Source organism: Ruegeria sp. YTSC230, from assembly GCF_059609665.1.
This window is the reverse complement of sequence record NZ_JBXWMC010000001.1, coordinates 625,748-641,747: the sequence shown is the minus strand read 5'-3', so window position 1 is coordinate 641,747 and position 16,000 is coordinate 625,748. Positions and strand designations below refer to the sequence as shown.

The window sequence follows — 16,000 nt, the reverse complement described above, 5'->3', positions numbered from 1 at the left end:
CGATCAGAACCGCGCCTGAACAGTCAGGTCAAAGTTCTGTTCCTTGTCGAAGTCTTCTTTCTTCAAAGCTTTGGAGAAGTTGAACCGCAGAGGCCCAAAAGGCGTTTCCCACAGAACCGACACACCGATCACATGGCGGACAGACCCGTCCGCACCCACGATGTCGGCACCAGCAGTGTTCACGTTGTTGATGTTGTAGACGTTACCAACATCGTAGAACACACCGCCGCGCAGACCCAGTTCTTCGGGCAGGCCAAGCGGGAAGTCTGATTCAAAGCGGGCAACCCAGTAGTAGTTACCACCGATCGCATCGTCCTGGCCGTTCGACAGGTCTCGCGGACCCAGGCCCGCAGGTTCAAAGCCACGGAACGTGTTCGGACCAATCAAGAAGCGGTCGAGCACGCGGCTGAAGTCGTCGCCCTGCCAATGCAGTGCACCTACTTCCATCGATGCCCGCAGAACAACTTCCTCGTTCAGGACACGTGTCTGCGCAATGCCGCGCGCTGTGGTCTTGTAGAACTCGTTGTCGCCGCCAAGACCGGCCGCATCAACGCCCACCTCAAACAAAACGCCCGCATTCGGGTTCAGACCACCGCGTCGGCTATCATAGAGGTAAGATACACCCAGCGTGCTCGATGTCCGTTTACCCTGCTCGATTTCCGAAGCGATAACAGCACCGTTTACTTCGTCATCCTGCTGCGTCATCTCGCTGCGGTTCCAACCATAGCGGAGACGGAGCGAAGACAATTCGCTGATAGCGTAGCTCAGCTGCGGCTCGAAGAAGACGCGCTTTGTATCGTAGCTTGCAAAGCTTGAATTCGTCGATGCCAGGCCAAGACCAAGATCGAACTGCAACCGGCGACCCAGCAAATATGGTTCGGTGAAGTTAATGATGTATTGCTCGGAATCCTGCGCCGTCGAAAGGGTCAAGCCAAGGTTTTGGCCGCGACCCAAGAAGTTGGATTCATTCAGGCCAATTGCAATCCCGAAACCGTCGGAAATCGAGTAACTACCACCGAGGCTCAGCGAGCCGGTGGGCTGTTCTTCGACGTCCACATCCACAATCACCTGGCTGGGCGTGGACCCTTCGCGCGGCTCAACATCTGCCACGGCAAAGAACCCAAGGGCACGGATACGTTCAGCACTCTGGCGGATTTCGCGCGGGTTGAACGGATCACCTTCGACCGTATCGAACTGGCGACGGATCACGCGGTCCAATGTCGTTGTGTTGCCTTCGATGTCGATACGTTCAACAAAGATCCGCGGACCTCTGGTCAGAACAAACTGAACGTCCAGCGTCAGATCACGTGGGTTACGAGTGACCCGCGGTTCGACCCGCAGGAAATCAACACCCTGTTTCAAACCCAACCGTTCCTGACGAGCGATCGAGCTTTCGATCAGAGACGGGGAATAGGTCACGCCTGGACGAATTTTCAACGCCGCTTGATATGCGGCAGGATCAACGCCCGGAATTTCACTGACGGTCGAAATCTTGCCGAACGAGAACTTCTGCCCCTCGGTGATATTCATCACCAGGAAGAACGCGTCACGTTCGCGGGTAAATTCGACATTTGCGCTGTTCACGCGGAAATCCACGTATCCGCGCGACAGATAGAAGTCTCGGATGACTTGTTTATCAAACTCGATCCTGTCAGCGATAAACGTGTCGCCGCGCAGGAACGTGCGCAGAATGTTGGCCTGCTTTGTCTCAAGAATCCGGCGCAAGCGGCGATCCGAGTATGCCCGGTTGCCGACGAAACTGACACGCTCGACCTCGATCGTGGTGCCTTCGGCAATTTCAAAGACAAGATCGACGCGGTTGTCGCTGCGGCGAATGATGCGTGGGATGACGGTCGCGGAAACGCGGCCCTGCGCTGAATAGATTTCAGCGATCTGATCCGCGTCCGCTTCGGCAAGCTGTGGTGTGAAAACCCGGCGGGGCTGAGAATTGATGGCCTCAAGCAGAAGATCGTCTTTTACGCGACGATTGCCTTCGATGCTGATCTGGTTGATCGTCGGATATTCTTCGACCTCAATCACCAGAGTGTTCCCGCGCGGCGTCAGCTCAACTGTCTCAAAAACACCACTGTCAAGCAAACGCTGAAACGCATCATTCAACTGTCCGGCAGTCACAGTCTGGCCTGGTTGAATTCCAGTCCGGGCAATAATTGTCGAACTTTCGATCCGTCTGTTGCCCTCAACATCGAACGAATTGATGGTGTAGCTTTGCGCGCGCGCAACCTCCGGCAAGAAGGTAAAGCTAGCTATAATTACAAAGGAAAAAATACGTAGCGTCTGCCACAAAATCTTGTTTGTTGGCTTCTGCCCCCCGCAGGATGTGCCTGCGCCTCGCCTATCAGTCATTTTTTTCTCTACCCAGAATTTTAGGACTTTATTGTTGAGTAGCGAGATTAAGTTTCCTTGTCAAAAGACGAAAACACAAAGCGGCCCAGTGGGCCGCCGCAAGTTGTATTCAAATTATGGCGAGAATCACATGCTGACTACGACAGCCCAGCCACCAATCGCCAGCGCCGTCGCGCCGAAAAACAACAGAAAGTCCCAGTTCAGCATGAACAGGAAACTAAAACTCTGAAAAGATTTCCGCAGCGTCTTTGTCATTTGAGCCTCTGACACAAAAATTTAGACGCAGTCAAACTAAGCGCGGATTGGGGCGAAATTGCGGCTTTTGTTGGCGCATATCACCACAATCAGCAGAACAGATCGTTGGACACGGAAAAGATCATCAGGCCAAGGATCAGCGATATCCCTACGCCCATCAGAACCTTCAGTACGCCATCGCTTGGTGGTTTACCTGCCACGGCCTCATAGGCGTAGAACACCAGATGCCCGCCATCCAGTGCCGGGATCGGAAACAGGTTCAACAGCCCGACAGCAGTAGACAACACAGCGATAAAGAAGATGAAGCTTTGTGCACCTTGGCTGGCCATCGCCCCTGAGGTTTCGGCAATACCGATCGGGCCAGACATGTTGCAGGTGCTAATGGCCCCCGTAACCATGTGCCAGATACCCGACAGCGACCCGTCTATGATGCGCAGGGTTTGACGCGCACCACCCGAAATGGATTCAAGAACTCCGGCCGCCTCGGTCGCGGGTTCCAGCATCATCCCGCCAACGATACCGATGCGCCAATGTGTAACAAAGCCGCCTTCTGACTGCGGTTCGTCCGTACGGCGCGGGGCAAGTGCGAACTCAAGATCTGCCCCATCGCGCCAGACATTCAGCAACAGAACTTTCCCGTCTGACCCTTCGACATGCTCTTTCAACTGATCAAATGCAAAGATCGGATCCCCATTGACCGACGTGATGACATCACCACGCTTAAGGTCGATATCCATGGCTGCACTACGAGGCGTAACCTGCTGAATCAAGGGCGGAAACAGCCAGGGACCGGTCACATCCATGGTCTGATCATCGCGGATGACCGTATAATCCAGAACCGGTTCCACCGGCAACGCGTCAACAAAGTCAGTCCACGCGCCCGCCTCGTCAAAATCGGGCACCGCGACGCCGCCAATGGCGACGATTTCGTCACCGTCCTGCAATTGCTGAACAGTGCCGGGTAAAGGGTGCAAAGTCCCGACGGTCAGTGGGTCCTTGGTCACCCCCTGGGTCAGGAAAATCAGACCAAACACCAGGATCGACATGATGAAATTGAAAACCGGACCTGCTGCAACTGTGGCCGACCGGGCCCAAAGAGGTGCCCCATGCATAGTGCGGCGCAAATCCTCCGGGCTCTGCTCGGTAATTTCCTCCATCGCGGCTTCGTCTTTGCCCGACGCCGCATTCGCGTCGCCCAGGAATTTGACATACCCACCAAAAGGCAGCGCGGCGATCTGCCACCGCGTGCCGCGCTTGTCGATGCGGCTCCAGAGAACCGGGCCAAACCCGACCGAGAACACCTCGGCATGGATACCGGACCAGCGTCCAACGATGTAATGGCCGTACTCGTGCACCGCGACGATCACCGAAAGTGCGATGACAAAGGCAATGATCGTGTACAGCAAATTGCCAAACTGAGGGATCAGAGAAAGTACGTCCAAAATTTTATCCTGCTCGTTGGATGACGATGTCATCTACCCATGTACGTGCCAAATGGTCCGTTTGCAGCACGTTATCAAGAGTTAAAGGGGCATCAATAAGGCCACCTGCGGCCTCGAATCTGTCCAGAACGGCCTCGACTATGTCGGCCATCTGAAGGAAACCTATTTCGCGCGCGACGAACCGATCCAACGCCCGTTCTTTGGCGGCGTTGAACACAGCACCTGACAGGCCGCCGCGTTCCATCACGGCGCGCGCCAAGCGCAGCGCGGGATACCGCGCCTCATCGGGTTCACTGAACCTCAGCTGCCCAAGTTTGCCAAGGTCCAACCGTTCGACCGGCAAACCCTTCCGGTCGGGCCAGTGGAGAGCGTACCCGATGGCATGGCGCATATCCGGGGCGCCCATATGGGCCATGACAGCGCCGTCCTGGAACCCGACTAAGGCATGAACGATGGATTCCGGGTGCACCAGCACTTCGATCTGATCCGGAGACACGCCGAAGAATTCTTTGGTTTCAATCAGCTCCAGCGCTTTGTTGAACATTGACGCGCTGTCGATTGTGATCCGCTGCCCCATTTCCCAGTTCGGATGGCTCGAGGCTTGCTCGACTGTTGCATGCGCTAGCTTGCTCAGTGGCCAATCGCGGAACGCGCCGCCACTTGCTGTGATGATGATACGCTCGACCGCAGACATATCCTCGCCGACAAGCGCCTGAAATACGGCTGAATGTTCGCTGTCGACCGGCAAAAGTCGCGCATTGTTCGCTTTGGCCGTCTCAAGAACCAACGCACCGGCGCAGACAAGCGTTTCCTTATTGGCCAACGCCAACGTGCCGCCCTGCCTGAGCACTTCAAGGCCCGGTTCCAGACCGGCGGCGCCCACAATGGCCGACATAACCCAATCGGCAGGCCGTGCCGCAGCTTCCGTCAGCGCATTTTGACCAGCGGCCACTTTGACGCCCGAGCCCGCAAGGGCCGTGCGCAGATCATCCAACCGGTCTTCATAGGCCGTAACTGCCACATCGGCGTTCAAACGCCGGGCATCTTCCGCCAGCTTTTCGATATTCGCCCCGCCCGTCAGAGCGACGACGTCATAGGACGCGGGGTCGCGATCAATCAGATCAATCGTATTTTGCCCAATTGATCCGGTCGCGCCGAAGATTGAGATTTTGCGCATCACATCGCTCCGGGGGAATAGAGAATCCCGGCTATCAAAACGAACAGGGCCGCGCCCATCATGCCGTCAAAGCGATCCAGAAACCCGCCATGACCTGGTATCAGGTTCGAGCTGTCTTTGACCGTAAATTTGCGCTTTGTTGCGCTTTCGACAATGTCCCCGGCCTGGCTGGCCATCGACGCAAGCACCGAAATTACCACAAACATGACGCCAAAGCCGGCATGAACGGCAAAGATCGTGCCAACCAAAGCTGCTGCTGCCCACCCGCCTGCGGTGCCCGACCATGTTTTCTTTGGGCTGACCTTAGGCCAGAACTTAGGGCCGCCAAAGGTTTTGCCAACAAAGTATCCTGCAACATCCGTTGCCACGACCACCGAGATAAGCCAGACCATCCAGCCGAACCCCATGTTTTCGCGGATTGAGATGAAGCCCAGACCCGATGCAGCAATCCAGAAAGCGAAAAGCGCGTAGATCCCCTTGGATCGACTGATCTGCCCTGCTCCGACCAAGGCCGGCGCAAGCAGGAATGGCAGCGTATAAAGCGGCGGAAGATGATAGCTAAGAACGACAGCAACACCGGTGAGGATGCCCAACTGGATCGCCACACCATTGCGGTCCGGATCGATCATCCGCACCAGTTCCCAAGTCATCAATCCGCAGGCGATTGCGATAAAGCCTTCGAACCACAGGCCGCCCAGCCACACTTCGACCGAGCCGATGCACACAAGCACCGCAGCAGACAGAACACGGGCGGTTAGGTCAGACCATCGGCCCTCGCTCATGCCGGAACCGCTCCGAACCGCCGGTCACGGCTTCCAAAGTTTCGGCACAGCCGTTCCAGCTCGGCCGAGGTGAAGTCGGGCCAGAGCGTGTCGATGAATTCGTATTCCGAATAGGCCGATTGCCACAAAAGAAAGTTGGATATACGGGCTTCGCCACTGGTCCGGATCACCAAATCCGGATCGGGAAGAACATGTGTATCCAAATACTTGGGCAGGGTTTCCTCGTCCACATCTTCGGGGCGCAAGCGACCTTCGGCGACGTCACGCGCCAACCGTTTGGTCGCCCGGGCAACTTCATCCCGCCCGCCATAATTTAACGCAATGGTCAGATGCACCAGGTCGTTGTGTTGAGTTGCAGCCTCTAAAGTGTCCATCAGTTCGGTCAGCTTGGAATCCAGCCGAACCCGATCACCAATAAAGCGTACGCGCACACCGGCTTTGGTCAAGTTGCGTGCTTCTTTGATGATGTACCGTCGAAACAGGCTCATCAAGCCGGCGACTTCCACCTGGGTCCGTTTCCAATTCTCGGTCGAGAAGGCAAAGACGGTCAGATACTTGATGCCCAATTCCGGACAGGCCTCAACCACTTCTCGTACCCGCCGGGCACCGGCCTGATGCCCAAACAGCCTGGGCCGGTTGCGCGCCTGCGCCCAACGCCCGTTCCCATCCATTATGATGGCTACGTGGCGTGGCCCGATAGCGGGTGAGGGTTGAGTTGTGTCAGGCATAATGCGGGCTCAGACCTGCATGATCTCGGCCTGCTTGGTTTCAAGCGCGGCGTCTACGTTCTTGATCATCTGGTCGGTCAGGTCCTGGACTTCACTTTCCCAGAACTTCTGATCGTCTTCTGACATGCCGTCAGCCTTGGCTTTCTTGATCTGGTCCATGCCATCGCGACGGACGTTACGGATCGAAACACGGGCGTGCTCGGCATATTGCCCGGCAACCTTGCCCAGCTCGCGGCGTCGTTCTTCGTTCAATTCGGGGATCGGCAGCATGATGATGGTGCCGTTCAGCTGGGGGTTGATGCCCAGACCGCTTTCACGGATCGCTTTTTCAACCTTGCCCACCAGGCCTTTGTCCCAAACATTCACCGTCACCATACGCGGTTCGGGGACGTTTACGGTACCGACCTGATTGATTGGGGTCATCGACCCATAGGCATCAACCATAACTGGTTCCAGCATCGACGCCGACGCACGGCCTGTTCGTAGTGAAGCGAATTCGGTTCTAAGGTTACCCATGGCGCCATCCATACGGCGCTTCAGATCGTCGGTGTCTAGTTCAAAATCGTCAGACATGCTGCTCACTCCCCGTCTTCAGGTGATGTTTGCATGGCTCATAGTCCATCGCAATTGGGATGTATAGCAATGATGATCCGGAATTGAGCCAATGACCAGAGGTGTTTCTGGCATTTTCGGGTTCTTTCAATGGCAACTGAACCGGCCAACACCGATGTCAGCCGGTTCGACCAAGTGCATAGGAATCAGGCGTTTACATCGACAACAACACGGCCTTTGACCTGCCCTTTCAGAATATCCGCCCCCAATTGAGGCAGATCGCTCAGCGTCGCGGGATGAACCATTGCCTCAAGCTTGTCCATCGGCAGGTCGGTTGCGACGCGTTGCCATGCGCGAACCCGGTTGTCATAGGGCTGCATCACACTATCGATGCCCAACAGGTTGACACCGCGCAACAGGAACGGAATGACGCTTGCGGGCAGCCCTGCCCCTCCGGCCAGACCAACGGCTGCGACTGAGGCACCATATTTCATCTGACCCAGCACTCGGGCCAACATCTCGCCCCCCACTGCGTCAATACACCCGGCCCAGGACTCGCTTTCCAGTGGGCGTTTCACAGTTTCATTGAGATCCTCGCGTGGGACAATCGTGGTGGCGCCGAGTGATTTCAGATATTCACCCGCCTCTGGCCGGCCTGTCACGGCAGCCACCTCATAGCCCAAATTGGCCAGAATGGCGGTAGCAACCGAACCAACACCACCAGCGGCCCCGGTAACAAGCACTGGACCATGACCCGGCTGCATGCCTTGATCCTCAAGTGCCATAACCGCCAACATCGCTGTGAAACCGGCCGTGCCCACTGCCATGGCCTGACGTGTGTCCAGACCTTCGGGCAAGGGAACTAGCCAATCCGCCAAGGCGTTGGCTTTTTGGGAATATCCGCCCCAATGCGCTTCACCCACGCGCCAACCGGTCAGAACGACTTTGTCGCCGGGTTTGTAGCGATCGTCCGAGGACGCCTCGACCGTGCCGCTGTAATCAACGCCGGGCACGTGCGGATAGCTGCGCACCAGCCCGCCGCCCTTCGGCGACATACAAAGGCCGTCCTTGTAGTTCACGGTTGAATACTCAACAGCGATTGTCACTTCGCCATGGGGCAGATCCCCAACGGAAAGCTGTTTGACCGAAGCGCTTGCCAGTCCGCTGTCTTCGTCCTTATCCATTACCAACGCATTGAACATTTAAACTTTCCTTTCTTTTAAATCAGTCACCAGCCAGTGCTGATCCGAGATATGTCGTTCAAATCCAGAATTTGTCCCGCACGGTCGCACCACGCATCCCATCGGGGGCTTCAACTTCGATCCGTGTGCCGGGTTCCCAATGGCTCAGCTTGACCATACCGATTGACACATTGGTGTCGAAATCCGGGGACCAAGCGGCCGACGTAATCTGGCCAATCCGCTTGCCTGCAGCCACTACCGGCCAAGGGCGGTCGCATGATGGTACAGCTTCGCCGTCGATTGCGATCGGACGGATTTGTTGAACCGGACCCTCCTTGGCCACGCGCAGCAGAGCGTCTCGGCCAATACAACCGATCGCCGTATGGGTGTTACAGAACTTACCCAAACCGCATTCATGCGGCGTGTTGTCGTCGGTCATGTCGTTGCCGTATGACAGTAACCCACCCTCAATCCGTTCGATTAGATTGGGACAGCCCGCGCGGACGTGCAGGTCTTCACCCGCCGCGAAAAGGGCGCTCCACAAGGGCATACCGATGTCCGAACCCTCGACATAGATTTCGAAACCACCTTGTTTGGAATAACCAGACCGTGCGATTGCGAGTTCACGTCCCTCGAACTCGAACTTGTCGAATTTAAAGAAACGAATGTCACGCACCCGGTCGCCAAAAACACGGGCCAGCAGGTCATCCGCCTTCGGCCCCTGTATCGCCAGCGGAGACACATCGGGTTCGTCGACCAGCACATCCAGACGGTATCCGTTGGCAATGCCCTTGACCCAAAGCAGCAAGTCACTGTCGGCAATCGAAATCCACCACCGATCTTCCGAGAGCTTCACCGCCACAGGATCATTCAGCATTCCCCCTGTTTCATCGACAATGGGAACGTAAAAGCACTGACCGGGCAGCATCCTCCGCAGATCCCGTGGCGTCAGCATTTGCATCAGCCGCGCGGCATCCGGCCCACGCAGTTCGACCTGCCGTTCGCAGGAAACATCCCAAACCTGCACATGGGTTTTCAGATGCCGGTAGTCCGCTTCGGCGGATTCAAAAACAGTGGGCAATAACATACGGTTATAAACCGTATATCCTTTAACCCCAGCAGCTTCGACACCATCAGAAAAAGGTGTTCGGCGCAGGCGACGCGAGAGTGAGATCTGAGCCACTTAAGCCTCCTCAGGCAGAAAAACCAGATCGCTCACCGGTGCAGCAGAACCTGTTTCGGTCAGCATTTGATGCAGCTGGCCCCGGTGATGTGTTTGGTGGTTGAAGAAATGGATGACGCATTGTGCATACGGCTTCGTGACATCGGCCTCTTTGGCGGCCGAGAACCATGTGAACGGGCCGCGCAGGTCCTCGTCATTCAAGGACGCGGCCCGTTGGGTAGTCCGCTGGTCAATCTGATCGCGCAGCGGCAACCATTCTGCCAGATCGATGCACAGTGACGGGCTTTCCGGGATGCCGCCGCCGGGACCCTGCCCTTTGTCAAACCGCGACATCCATATCCAGTCCCCCCAAAGCAAATGATTTGCCGTGCCCAGGATCGAACCAAAAAAAGCTCCGCGCTCGCGGGTCAGTTCCTCATTCGAAAGTGCGGTAAGAAACCCTTTCAACTGGCTGTTTTGCCAGTGATTATATCGGGCCATCTCTTGCGCATAAGCGGCGGTGATCATCACTTTGGCCCATGCCAGTCAATTGGGCAGATTTCGGCAGATTTTCCGCCAAAATCCCAGACACGGCCGTAGTCGCGCACCTTGGACTTGGTGCCGCGGGCCACGATGATGTCCGGACCCATCCAATATTTCGAGTTTGACACCATGACCGGATGCTCGGGGTCCTTGCCGCCCAGCATCTCAATTTCACCCTGAATCTTGCGGCCAATCGCGATGCGACGTTTGTTGCCATCGCGTTCAATCTGAACGGGAGCGCGCTCGGCCCCGATAATCTCGCTGACCAGCATGGTAAACAAACCGGTGGTCCCGCCCGCTTGACCGCTGAAGATTTGCAACAGCCCGTTGTAGGCCTTGCCGCTGGCACGCTCATCGACATAAGCGGCCACTTTCCACTGTCCTTCACCCATTCGGCCCGGAATATCGACCAGCAACCCGACGTTCAGACCGGACAGGTCTTCGCCTTCATAGTGGCCCTCATCAACGATAATACCCATCCACGCGTGGCAGTGTCCCTCGGTCGGAGGATGCGCGCCCAACGAAACCACGCAGGGGCAGAACACATCGCACGAGCAGTTCAGGATCAATTCGCCTTTGATTGCCCAATCCGTCGGGCTCATCTCGCGCCGCTTGGGATTAGGCATACGGCTGTCAATGCGCTGACTGATCGGCAGCTTGTCGGCCTCGGGTTTTCTGTTCTTAGCCATAGGCTTATCCTCCGTAGCTTATTGGATAGACGAGCAGAACAAGACCGCCCGCAATCAATGCAATTCCCATCGGTCGGGTCACTGCGTGCCCGATCTGGGGTAGTTTCTCCAAAACCATGAACAGGGTCGCGAGACCCATCCACAACAGGCTCATGACACCGCCAACAAAACCAAGCGCCATGAAGCCCCAGCAGCAGCCCACACAGAATGCGCCCAGTCCCAGCCCCATGCGCAATCCGCCAGTGAACCCGGTTTTCCAGTGCCCCAGGAAATAGGTCATGGGGGCGTGGCAGACGCCGTGGCAGACCTCTTTCGCGCGGGTGAACTGAAATGCGCCGACGGTGATCATTAGGCCGCCCGCGAAATACCCGGATTTACCAATGCCCAGCATGTCAACGACCCCACCAAACAATAGCGCCAACTGAACACCGGTGATCAAAGCTGCAAAGCCAACCCAGACGACCAAATACCCGGACAGAACACCCAACCAACCTGCGCGCGAGCCATTGGCGCTGCGGATCAGATCGTCATAGCTGCGCAACGTCGGCACGAGCGTCGGCAGCATCATCGCCGCCATCATGATAGCCCACATCCAGAACAGCGGGCCAAACTCGGCCATGGGCATATACATGTCCATCCGCGGATCCATCGCGGCCATGGCCTGTCCCATTGGACCAGGACGACCGATCCAATCCAGATCCATGTCGCGGCTCATGGTGAACATGACCCACCACGCGGACAGGATCAGGGCATAAAACCCCAGCCAAAATGCGGTGCGTAGAACTGTGCGACTCACGCGCTCCTCCCGACTCAGTCCTTGCTTTTCAAATGTCAGACTTTTAAATGTCAGACAAATAAAAATTCACCAACGGTCCCCTGAATATGAAAATTGACCCCAAGAAGCCTGCTGATCTGTCTGCGCAGATCGCTCAGGCCATTCGTGACGCGATCATCTCGGGCGAATTGATCGTGGATGAACGTTTGCCCTCCGAGGCGGAATTGTCCGAGCAATTCCAGGTATCTCGCCCAACCGTGCGGGAGGCTTTGAAGCGTCTTGCAGCGCAATCCCTGATCCGCACGCAACGTGGTGCAAGCGGTGGTGCATTTGTGAACCGGTTAAGTTTCGAGGGCGCGTATTCCCAACAGATCACGACCTCGACCCTGCTACTGTCGATGAATGCAGTCAGTTTCGACACCGCCTGCGAAGCGCGCTTCGCGCTCGAACGCGCCTGCGCCGCCTTGTCCGCACAGCGCCGTACAGCGGATCAGTTGGCCACCATGCGAGCCGAAGTTCACCGCCAATCCCAACCCGGCCTGACGGATGAGGCATTCTGCGCCTCGGACGTGGCGTTTCACCGGGCGCTGGTTGATGGTGCCGGCAATCCCGTACTGTCTTATCAACTGGCCGGCGCGGTCGAAGCCATGCAGCCGCTGATGAACATGATCACTTTCACAGCGCGGTCCCGGGAAGCAATTATTGCCTTCCACAATCAGATCGCCGACGCGCTGGAAGATCGCGACTCGACCAAAGTGGACGCGACGCTAGTTGAGCTTGAGAGCTACACAAGACAATTGGCGCAAGACGTGGCGCAGCAAAGACGTAATCCGGCGTAAGGAAATTGAAATGACCACCGCTTTGAACGTGATTGCAGCCCTTATGACCATTGGGTTCGGCCTGTTCGGGTTTCTCGCGCCCAGCTTTACCTTGGGTGCGCTAGATCTAAGCACCACCAACAGCAACATGGGTCTGAGCGAGATGCGTGCTTCGGTCGGCGGGCTTTTCGTCGTCACTGGCGTGGCTGTTTTATTCCTCAACAACCCGATGGCCTACACCATGCTGGGGGTTGTCTACGCGGGCGCGGCATTGGGCCGGTTTGTTTCGGTTTTTCTGGACAACCCACCACTGGTCAAGGCGGCTACTTTTGGTGGAATCGAACTGGTTCTTGCACTTTGGCTGATACTGGCCAACATCAATAGGGCCGCCTAACCCACTGTAATTATTTCCAACGCCCGGCAAGATTCCCGGTTTGCATCCGGCTGCTGGCTCACCTATATAGGGTATGTCCTTCGGGACTATGGACATAAACGCGCTCGTAATAAGCGGATCGGACCCGGGGGCGGTACCCGGCGGCTCCACCAACATCCTTCATTTGGGGATCATGGGGCCGAAATAGGATCGACGAACGTCTAAAGGGGTTAGCTTTGTCTCGGCGGGGTGCCACCGTATCGGCCCGAAAAGTACAATTGCAAATGACAATCGTGCTCCGGTTGCAGTTGCTGCGTAAGCAGTAGCAAGACCGAAACTTAAGCCCTTGCGCCTAGCCGCGTAAGGCGGGGTTCGCAGGTACCTGGCAACAGAAACCTGCACCTTCCACTTAAAGTCTGAGTTTTTCGCTGAGCATGTTCATGTTCAGAGTTTTTTCACTATTTGGTCTCATGCTTACCCCAGCAGAATAAGGAGAGCTGGGATGTCGCACGCAGATCTACTCAGAGAGTGGTATTCCGAGGTTTGGGAAAACGGCAATACCGACGCGATTGACCAATATTTCGCCCCCGAAGCCATGGCTGAAGGGCTTATTCCGGAAATGCAGGTCGGTGCGGATGATTTCCGGGATCTGGTCATGGCCTTTCGCCATGTCCTTGGGGACATTCAGGTCGATATGCCCAAAATCATCGAAAACGGCGATTGGGTATCCGCCATCATTCACCTGCGCACAACGCGCGCCGATAATGGTGCCCCGCTTCAAGCCACGGGCAGCGTCATGGGGCGGATTAAAAACGGGCGCATGGTTGAAGCGTATAACCAGTTCGATTTCATCTCACTCTTCGAACAGCTCGGCCAGTTCCCGCAGGACACATTGCCTGTGTGTATGACCGGTCAAAGGCTGGATTGGGCTTGACGATATAAGCAATCTTGACCCCCTCAGCGCTTACGCGGTAGCAAGTGCCATGGGGTAAGATTGCGAACACCCCGTGAGGCGTCAGCCCAAGTTTCGCATGTATCCGACAAAACCAGGAGACATGCTGTGCCCGCACCAAACTCGATCACCCCAAAGCAATTGTTAAGACTGATCGGCACGCCGCAATCCCCCATACTGATTGACATCTGTATGGATGCGGATTTTGAGGCTGACCCCTATCTTATCCCAGGCTCTATACGCCATCCTGCGAAGGATATCGAAGGGCTGGTCAACCTGATCGGTGACCGACCTGCAGTCGTAATTTGCCAGAAAGGCAAAAAGCTCAGCCAAGCCGTCGTTTCTTTGTTGCGGGGCGAAGGTGTGCAGGCCGAGTATCTGGAGGGCGGCATGTTTGCGTGGCGAGACATACCGGACGCTCCGCGTGTGCCTGCGAAAGCGTTCTCGATGCAGCCCAAAGGTTCCCTTTGGGTGACCCGGCACCGACCAAAGATCGATCGCATCGCCTGCCCTTGGCTGATCCGGCGGTTTGTGGACCCAAAAGCCCGGTTCCTGTTTGTTGCCCCGTCGGAAGTCGACGCCACCGCTGCAATATTTGACGCGACCCCTTTTGACATCGAAGGCGCTCATTGGAGCCACCGGCAAGACAAATGCACCTTTGACACCATGCTGGACGAATTCGCACTGCACACGCCCGCGCTGGATCGGCTTGCAACGATCGTTAGGGCCGCAGACACCAATCGCCATGAACTCGCACCAGAAGCCGCCGGGTTGCTTGCAGTCTCTGTCGGGTTGTCCCGGCAATACCGTGACGATCACGAAAACCTTGATGCAGGAATGTATCTGTACGATGCGTTGTATCGCTGGGCGCGCGACGGGTTTGAAGAACAACACGACTGGCCAATGGATCGCAAATCATGACCCCGACCCTATCGGAGCTGGTCCGTATCTTTGGTCGCATCGGGCTTTTGTCCTTTGGGGGGCCTGCGGCGCAAATCTCACTGATGCATCAGGAATTGGTGGAAAAACGTCCGTGGCTGGACGAACAATCGTATCTGCGGGCGCTGTCTCTTTGCATGCTATTGCCTGGTCCCGAGGCCATGCAACTTGCCACATATGCCGGCTGGCGGCTGCGCGGCGTGACCGGAGGGTTGATCGCTGGCGGCCTGTTCGTCATTCCCGGCGCGTTGATCATCGCCGTTTTAGTCGGGCTTTACGCAGCTTTTGGGGACCTGCCTCTGGTTCAGGCCGCTTTCCTTGGGGTGAAGGCAACGGTCATTATCATTGTTCTTCAGGCGCTTAGAAACCTGTCACGCAAAGCCCTGACCGACGTGGAGCACCGGGCAATCGCCGGATTGGGCTTTGTCGCAATCTTTGCCTTTAACCTGCCTTTTCCCTTGATCATTCTGGCTGCAGCGCTTTGGGGGTATCTGAGCTTCAAGGGTGAGGCCAACACCGCCCAAACGCCCCCTGCCCCAAGTGCGACGCGCCCGCTGCGCACCTGTGCAATCTGGCTGACCCTATGGCTTGGCCCATTGGTGTTGCTGAGCGTTACTGGTCAGAAATTGCTGAGCGATCTCGGGTGGTTTTTCGCCCGCCTGGCAGTTGTTACGTTCGGCGGCGCCTATGCGGTTCTGGCATATATGACCCAAACCGTCGTGGACAAATATCAGTGGATCAGCACGGATCAGATGATTGATGCGCTGGGGCTGGCGGAGACGACACCCGGTCCTCTGATCCTGGTCACACAGTTTGTGGCAATGCTGACAGGGCAGATCTCAGGCGGGATCCCTTTAGCACTTGCCGCTGGTGCGGTGGCCCTATGGGCCACGTTTGTTCCGTGTTTCCTGTGGATCTTCCTTGCCGCACCTTATCTGGACCAACTGGCCGCCCGTCCACGGCTGTCCGCAGCCCTGCACGGGATAACGGCGGCGGTTGTCGGTGTGATTCTCAACCTTTCCGTGTGGTTTGCTCTTAACGTTCTTTTCGGAACAATCCCGGAATTGGCATGGGGACCCCTAACCATCCCATGGCCCGAACTTGCAACACTCAACATAAAAGCGCTGCTTTTAACATTCATGGCCGGGGTGTTGATATTCAAGCTAAAATTCGGCATGGGAATGACCTTGGCCCTGATGGCCATGGCCGGAGTAGGATTTCATTTTCTTTGAACAATCCACCAACTCCCGGTCTTTCGTTTCCGAACG

The 16,000-nt window shown here is 56.4% G+C and carries 17 protein-coding genes and 1 other RNA gene; 6 read left to right on the top strand and 12 right to left on the bottom strand.

Features of this window, described 5'->3' with window-relative positions:
* Positions 1 to 3 precede the first annotated feature (3 nt).
* The 12 genes from bamA to AC2FD9_RS03000 form a co-directional block, all read right to left on the bottom strand.
* Positions 4 to 2,364 (bottom strand): outer membrane protein assembly factor BamA, encoded by a 2,361-nt coding sequence (gene bamA / locus AC2FD9_RS03055; RefSeq protein ID WP_472723732.1) that lies wholly within the window; start codon positions 2,362 to 2,364, stop codon positions 4 to 6.
* Between the two features lie 126 nt (positions 2,365 to 2,490).
* Positions 2,491 to 2,619, bottom strand: coding sequence for a hypothetical protein (locus tag AC2FD9_RS03050; protein ID WP_282118476.1), 129 nt, complete (start codon positions 2,617 to 2,619; stop codon positions 2,491 to 2,493).
* Between the two features lie 89 nt (positions 2,620 to 2,708).
* The gene (gene rseP, locus AC2FD9_RS03045; protein ID WP_282118477.1) at positions 2,709 to 4,061 is read right to left on the bottom strand and encodes an RIP metalloprotease RseP; all 1,353 of its coding nucleotides are present in this window, start codon (positions 4,059 to 4,061) and stop codon (positions 2,709 to 2,711) included.
* Positions 4,062 to 4,065: 4 nt separating this feature from the next.
* A complete protein-coding gene (gene dxr / locus AC2FD9_RS03040) occupies positions 4,066 to 5,238 on the bottom strand; it encodes a 1-deoxy-D-xylulose-5-phosphate reductoisomerase (RefSeq protein ID WP_496835327.1) in 1,173 nt (390 codons plus the stop codon).
* Positions 5,238 to 6,020: a phosphatidate cytidylyltransferase gene (locus AC2FD9_RS03035; RefSeq protein WP_496695407.1), complete on the bottom strand. Its 783-nt coding sequence runs from the start codon at positions 6,018 to 6,020 to the stop codon at positions 5,238 to 5,240. Before AC2FD9_RS03035 ends, dxr begins: the two co-directional genes overlap by 1 nt.
* Positions 6,017 to 6,748 carry an undecaprenyl pyrophosphate synthase gene (uppS, locus tag AC2FD9_RS03030; RefSeq protein ID WP_282118480.1) on the bottom strand — a complete coding sequence of 244 codons (732 nt, stop codon included), beginning with the start codon at positions 6,746 to 6,748 and terminating at the stop codon, positions 6,017 to 6,019. The genes AC2FD9_RS03035 and uppS overlap by 4 nt, the downstream gene beginning before the upstream one ends.
* Before the next feature lie 9 nt (positions 6,749 to 6,757).
* Positions 6,758 to 7,321, bottom strand: a complete 564-nt coding sequence (gene frr, locus AC2FD9_RS03025; protein WP_058271567.1) for a ribosome recycling factor — start codon at positions 7,319 to 7,321, stop codon at positions 6,758 to 6,760.
* Positions 7,322 to 7,506: 185 nt separating this feature from the next.
* Positions 7,507 to 8,502, bottom strand: a complete 996-nt coding sequence (acuI, locus tag AC2FD9_RS03020) for an acryloyl-CoA reductase (RefSeq protein ID WP_472723727.1) — start codon at positions 8,500 to 8,502, stop codon at positions 7,507 to 7,509.
* Positions 8,503 to 8,560: 58 nt separating this feature from the next.
* Positions 8,561 to 9,664 (bottom strand): dimethylsulfoniopropionate demethylase, encoded by a 1,104-nt coding sequence (locus AC2FD9_RS03015; RefSeq protein WP_496835324.1) that lies wholly within the window; start codon positions 9,662 to 9,664, stop codon positions 8,561 to 8,563.
* Positions 9,665 to 10,171, bottom strand: coding sequence for a DinB family protein (locus tag AC2FD9_RS03010; protein WP_496835322.1), 507 nt, complete (start codon positions 10,169 to 10,171; stop codon positions 9,665 to 9,667). It lies immediately after the preceding gene.
* Positions 10,171 to 10,875, bottom strand: a complete 705-nt coding sequence (locus tag AC2FD9_RS03005) for a DUF1326 domain-containing protein (protein WP_282118485.1) — start codon at positions 10,873 to 10,875, stop codon at positions 10,171 to 10,173. The genes AC2FD9_RS03010 and AC2FD9_RS03005 overlap by 1 nt, the downstream gene beginning before the upstream one ends.
* Positions 10,876 to 10,879: 4 nt before the next feature.
* Positions 10,880 to 11,671 carry a DUF2182 domain-containing protein gene (locus AC2FD9_RS03000; protein WP_496835321.1) on the bottom strand — a complete coding sequence of 264 codons (792 nt, stop codon included), beginning with the start codon at positions 11,669 to 11,671 and terminating at the stop codon, positions 10,880 to 10,882.
* Positions 11,672 to 11,757: 86 nt separating this feature from the next.
* On the opposite strand from AC2FD9_RS03000, the gene AC2FD9_RS02995 reads away from it, so the two are divergent.
* From AC2FD9_RS02995 to chrA, 6 genes are all read left to right on the top strand, one after another.
* Positions 11,758 to 12,489, top strand: a complete 732-nt coding sequence (locus AC2FD9_RS02995; protein WP_058271561.1) for a FadR/GntR family transcriptional regulator — start codon at positions 11,758 to 11,760, stop codon at positions 12,487 to 12,489.
* A 10-nt stretch (positions 12,490 to 12,499) separates the two neighbouring features.
* Entirely contained in the window at positions 12,500 to 12,862 is a 363-nt protein-coding gene (locus AC2FD9_RS02990) for a DUF4345 family protein (protein ID WP_496835320.1), read from the top strand.
* Between the two features lie 36 nt (positions 12,863 to 12,898).
* Positions 12,899 to 13,244: a transfer-messenger RNA gene (gene ssrA / locus AC2FD9_RS02985) on the top strand.
* A 99-nt stretch (positions 13,245 to 13,343) separates the two neighbouring features.
* Entirely contained in the window at positions 13,344 to 13,775 is a 432-nt protein-coding gene (locus AC2FD9_RS02980; protein WP_496835319.1) for an ester cyclase, read from the top strand.
* 126 nt (positions 13,776 to 13,901) lie between these two features.
* The gene (locus tag AC2FD9_RS02975; protein ID WP_496835318.1) at positions 13,902 to 14,714 is read left to right on the top strand and encodes a chromate resistance protein ChrB domain-containing protein; all 813 of its coding nucleotides are present in this window, start codon (positions 13,902 to 13,904) and stop codon (positions 14,712 to 14,714) included.
* Entirely contained in the window at positions 14,711 to 15,964 is a 1,254-nt protein-coding gene (gene chrA / locus AC2FD9_RS02970; protein ID WP_109311561.1) for a chromate efflux transporter, read from the top strand. The genes AC2FD9_RS02975 and chrA overlap by 4 nt, the downstream gene beginning before the upstream one ends.
* Positions 15,965 to 16,000: the final 36 nt, after the last annotated feature.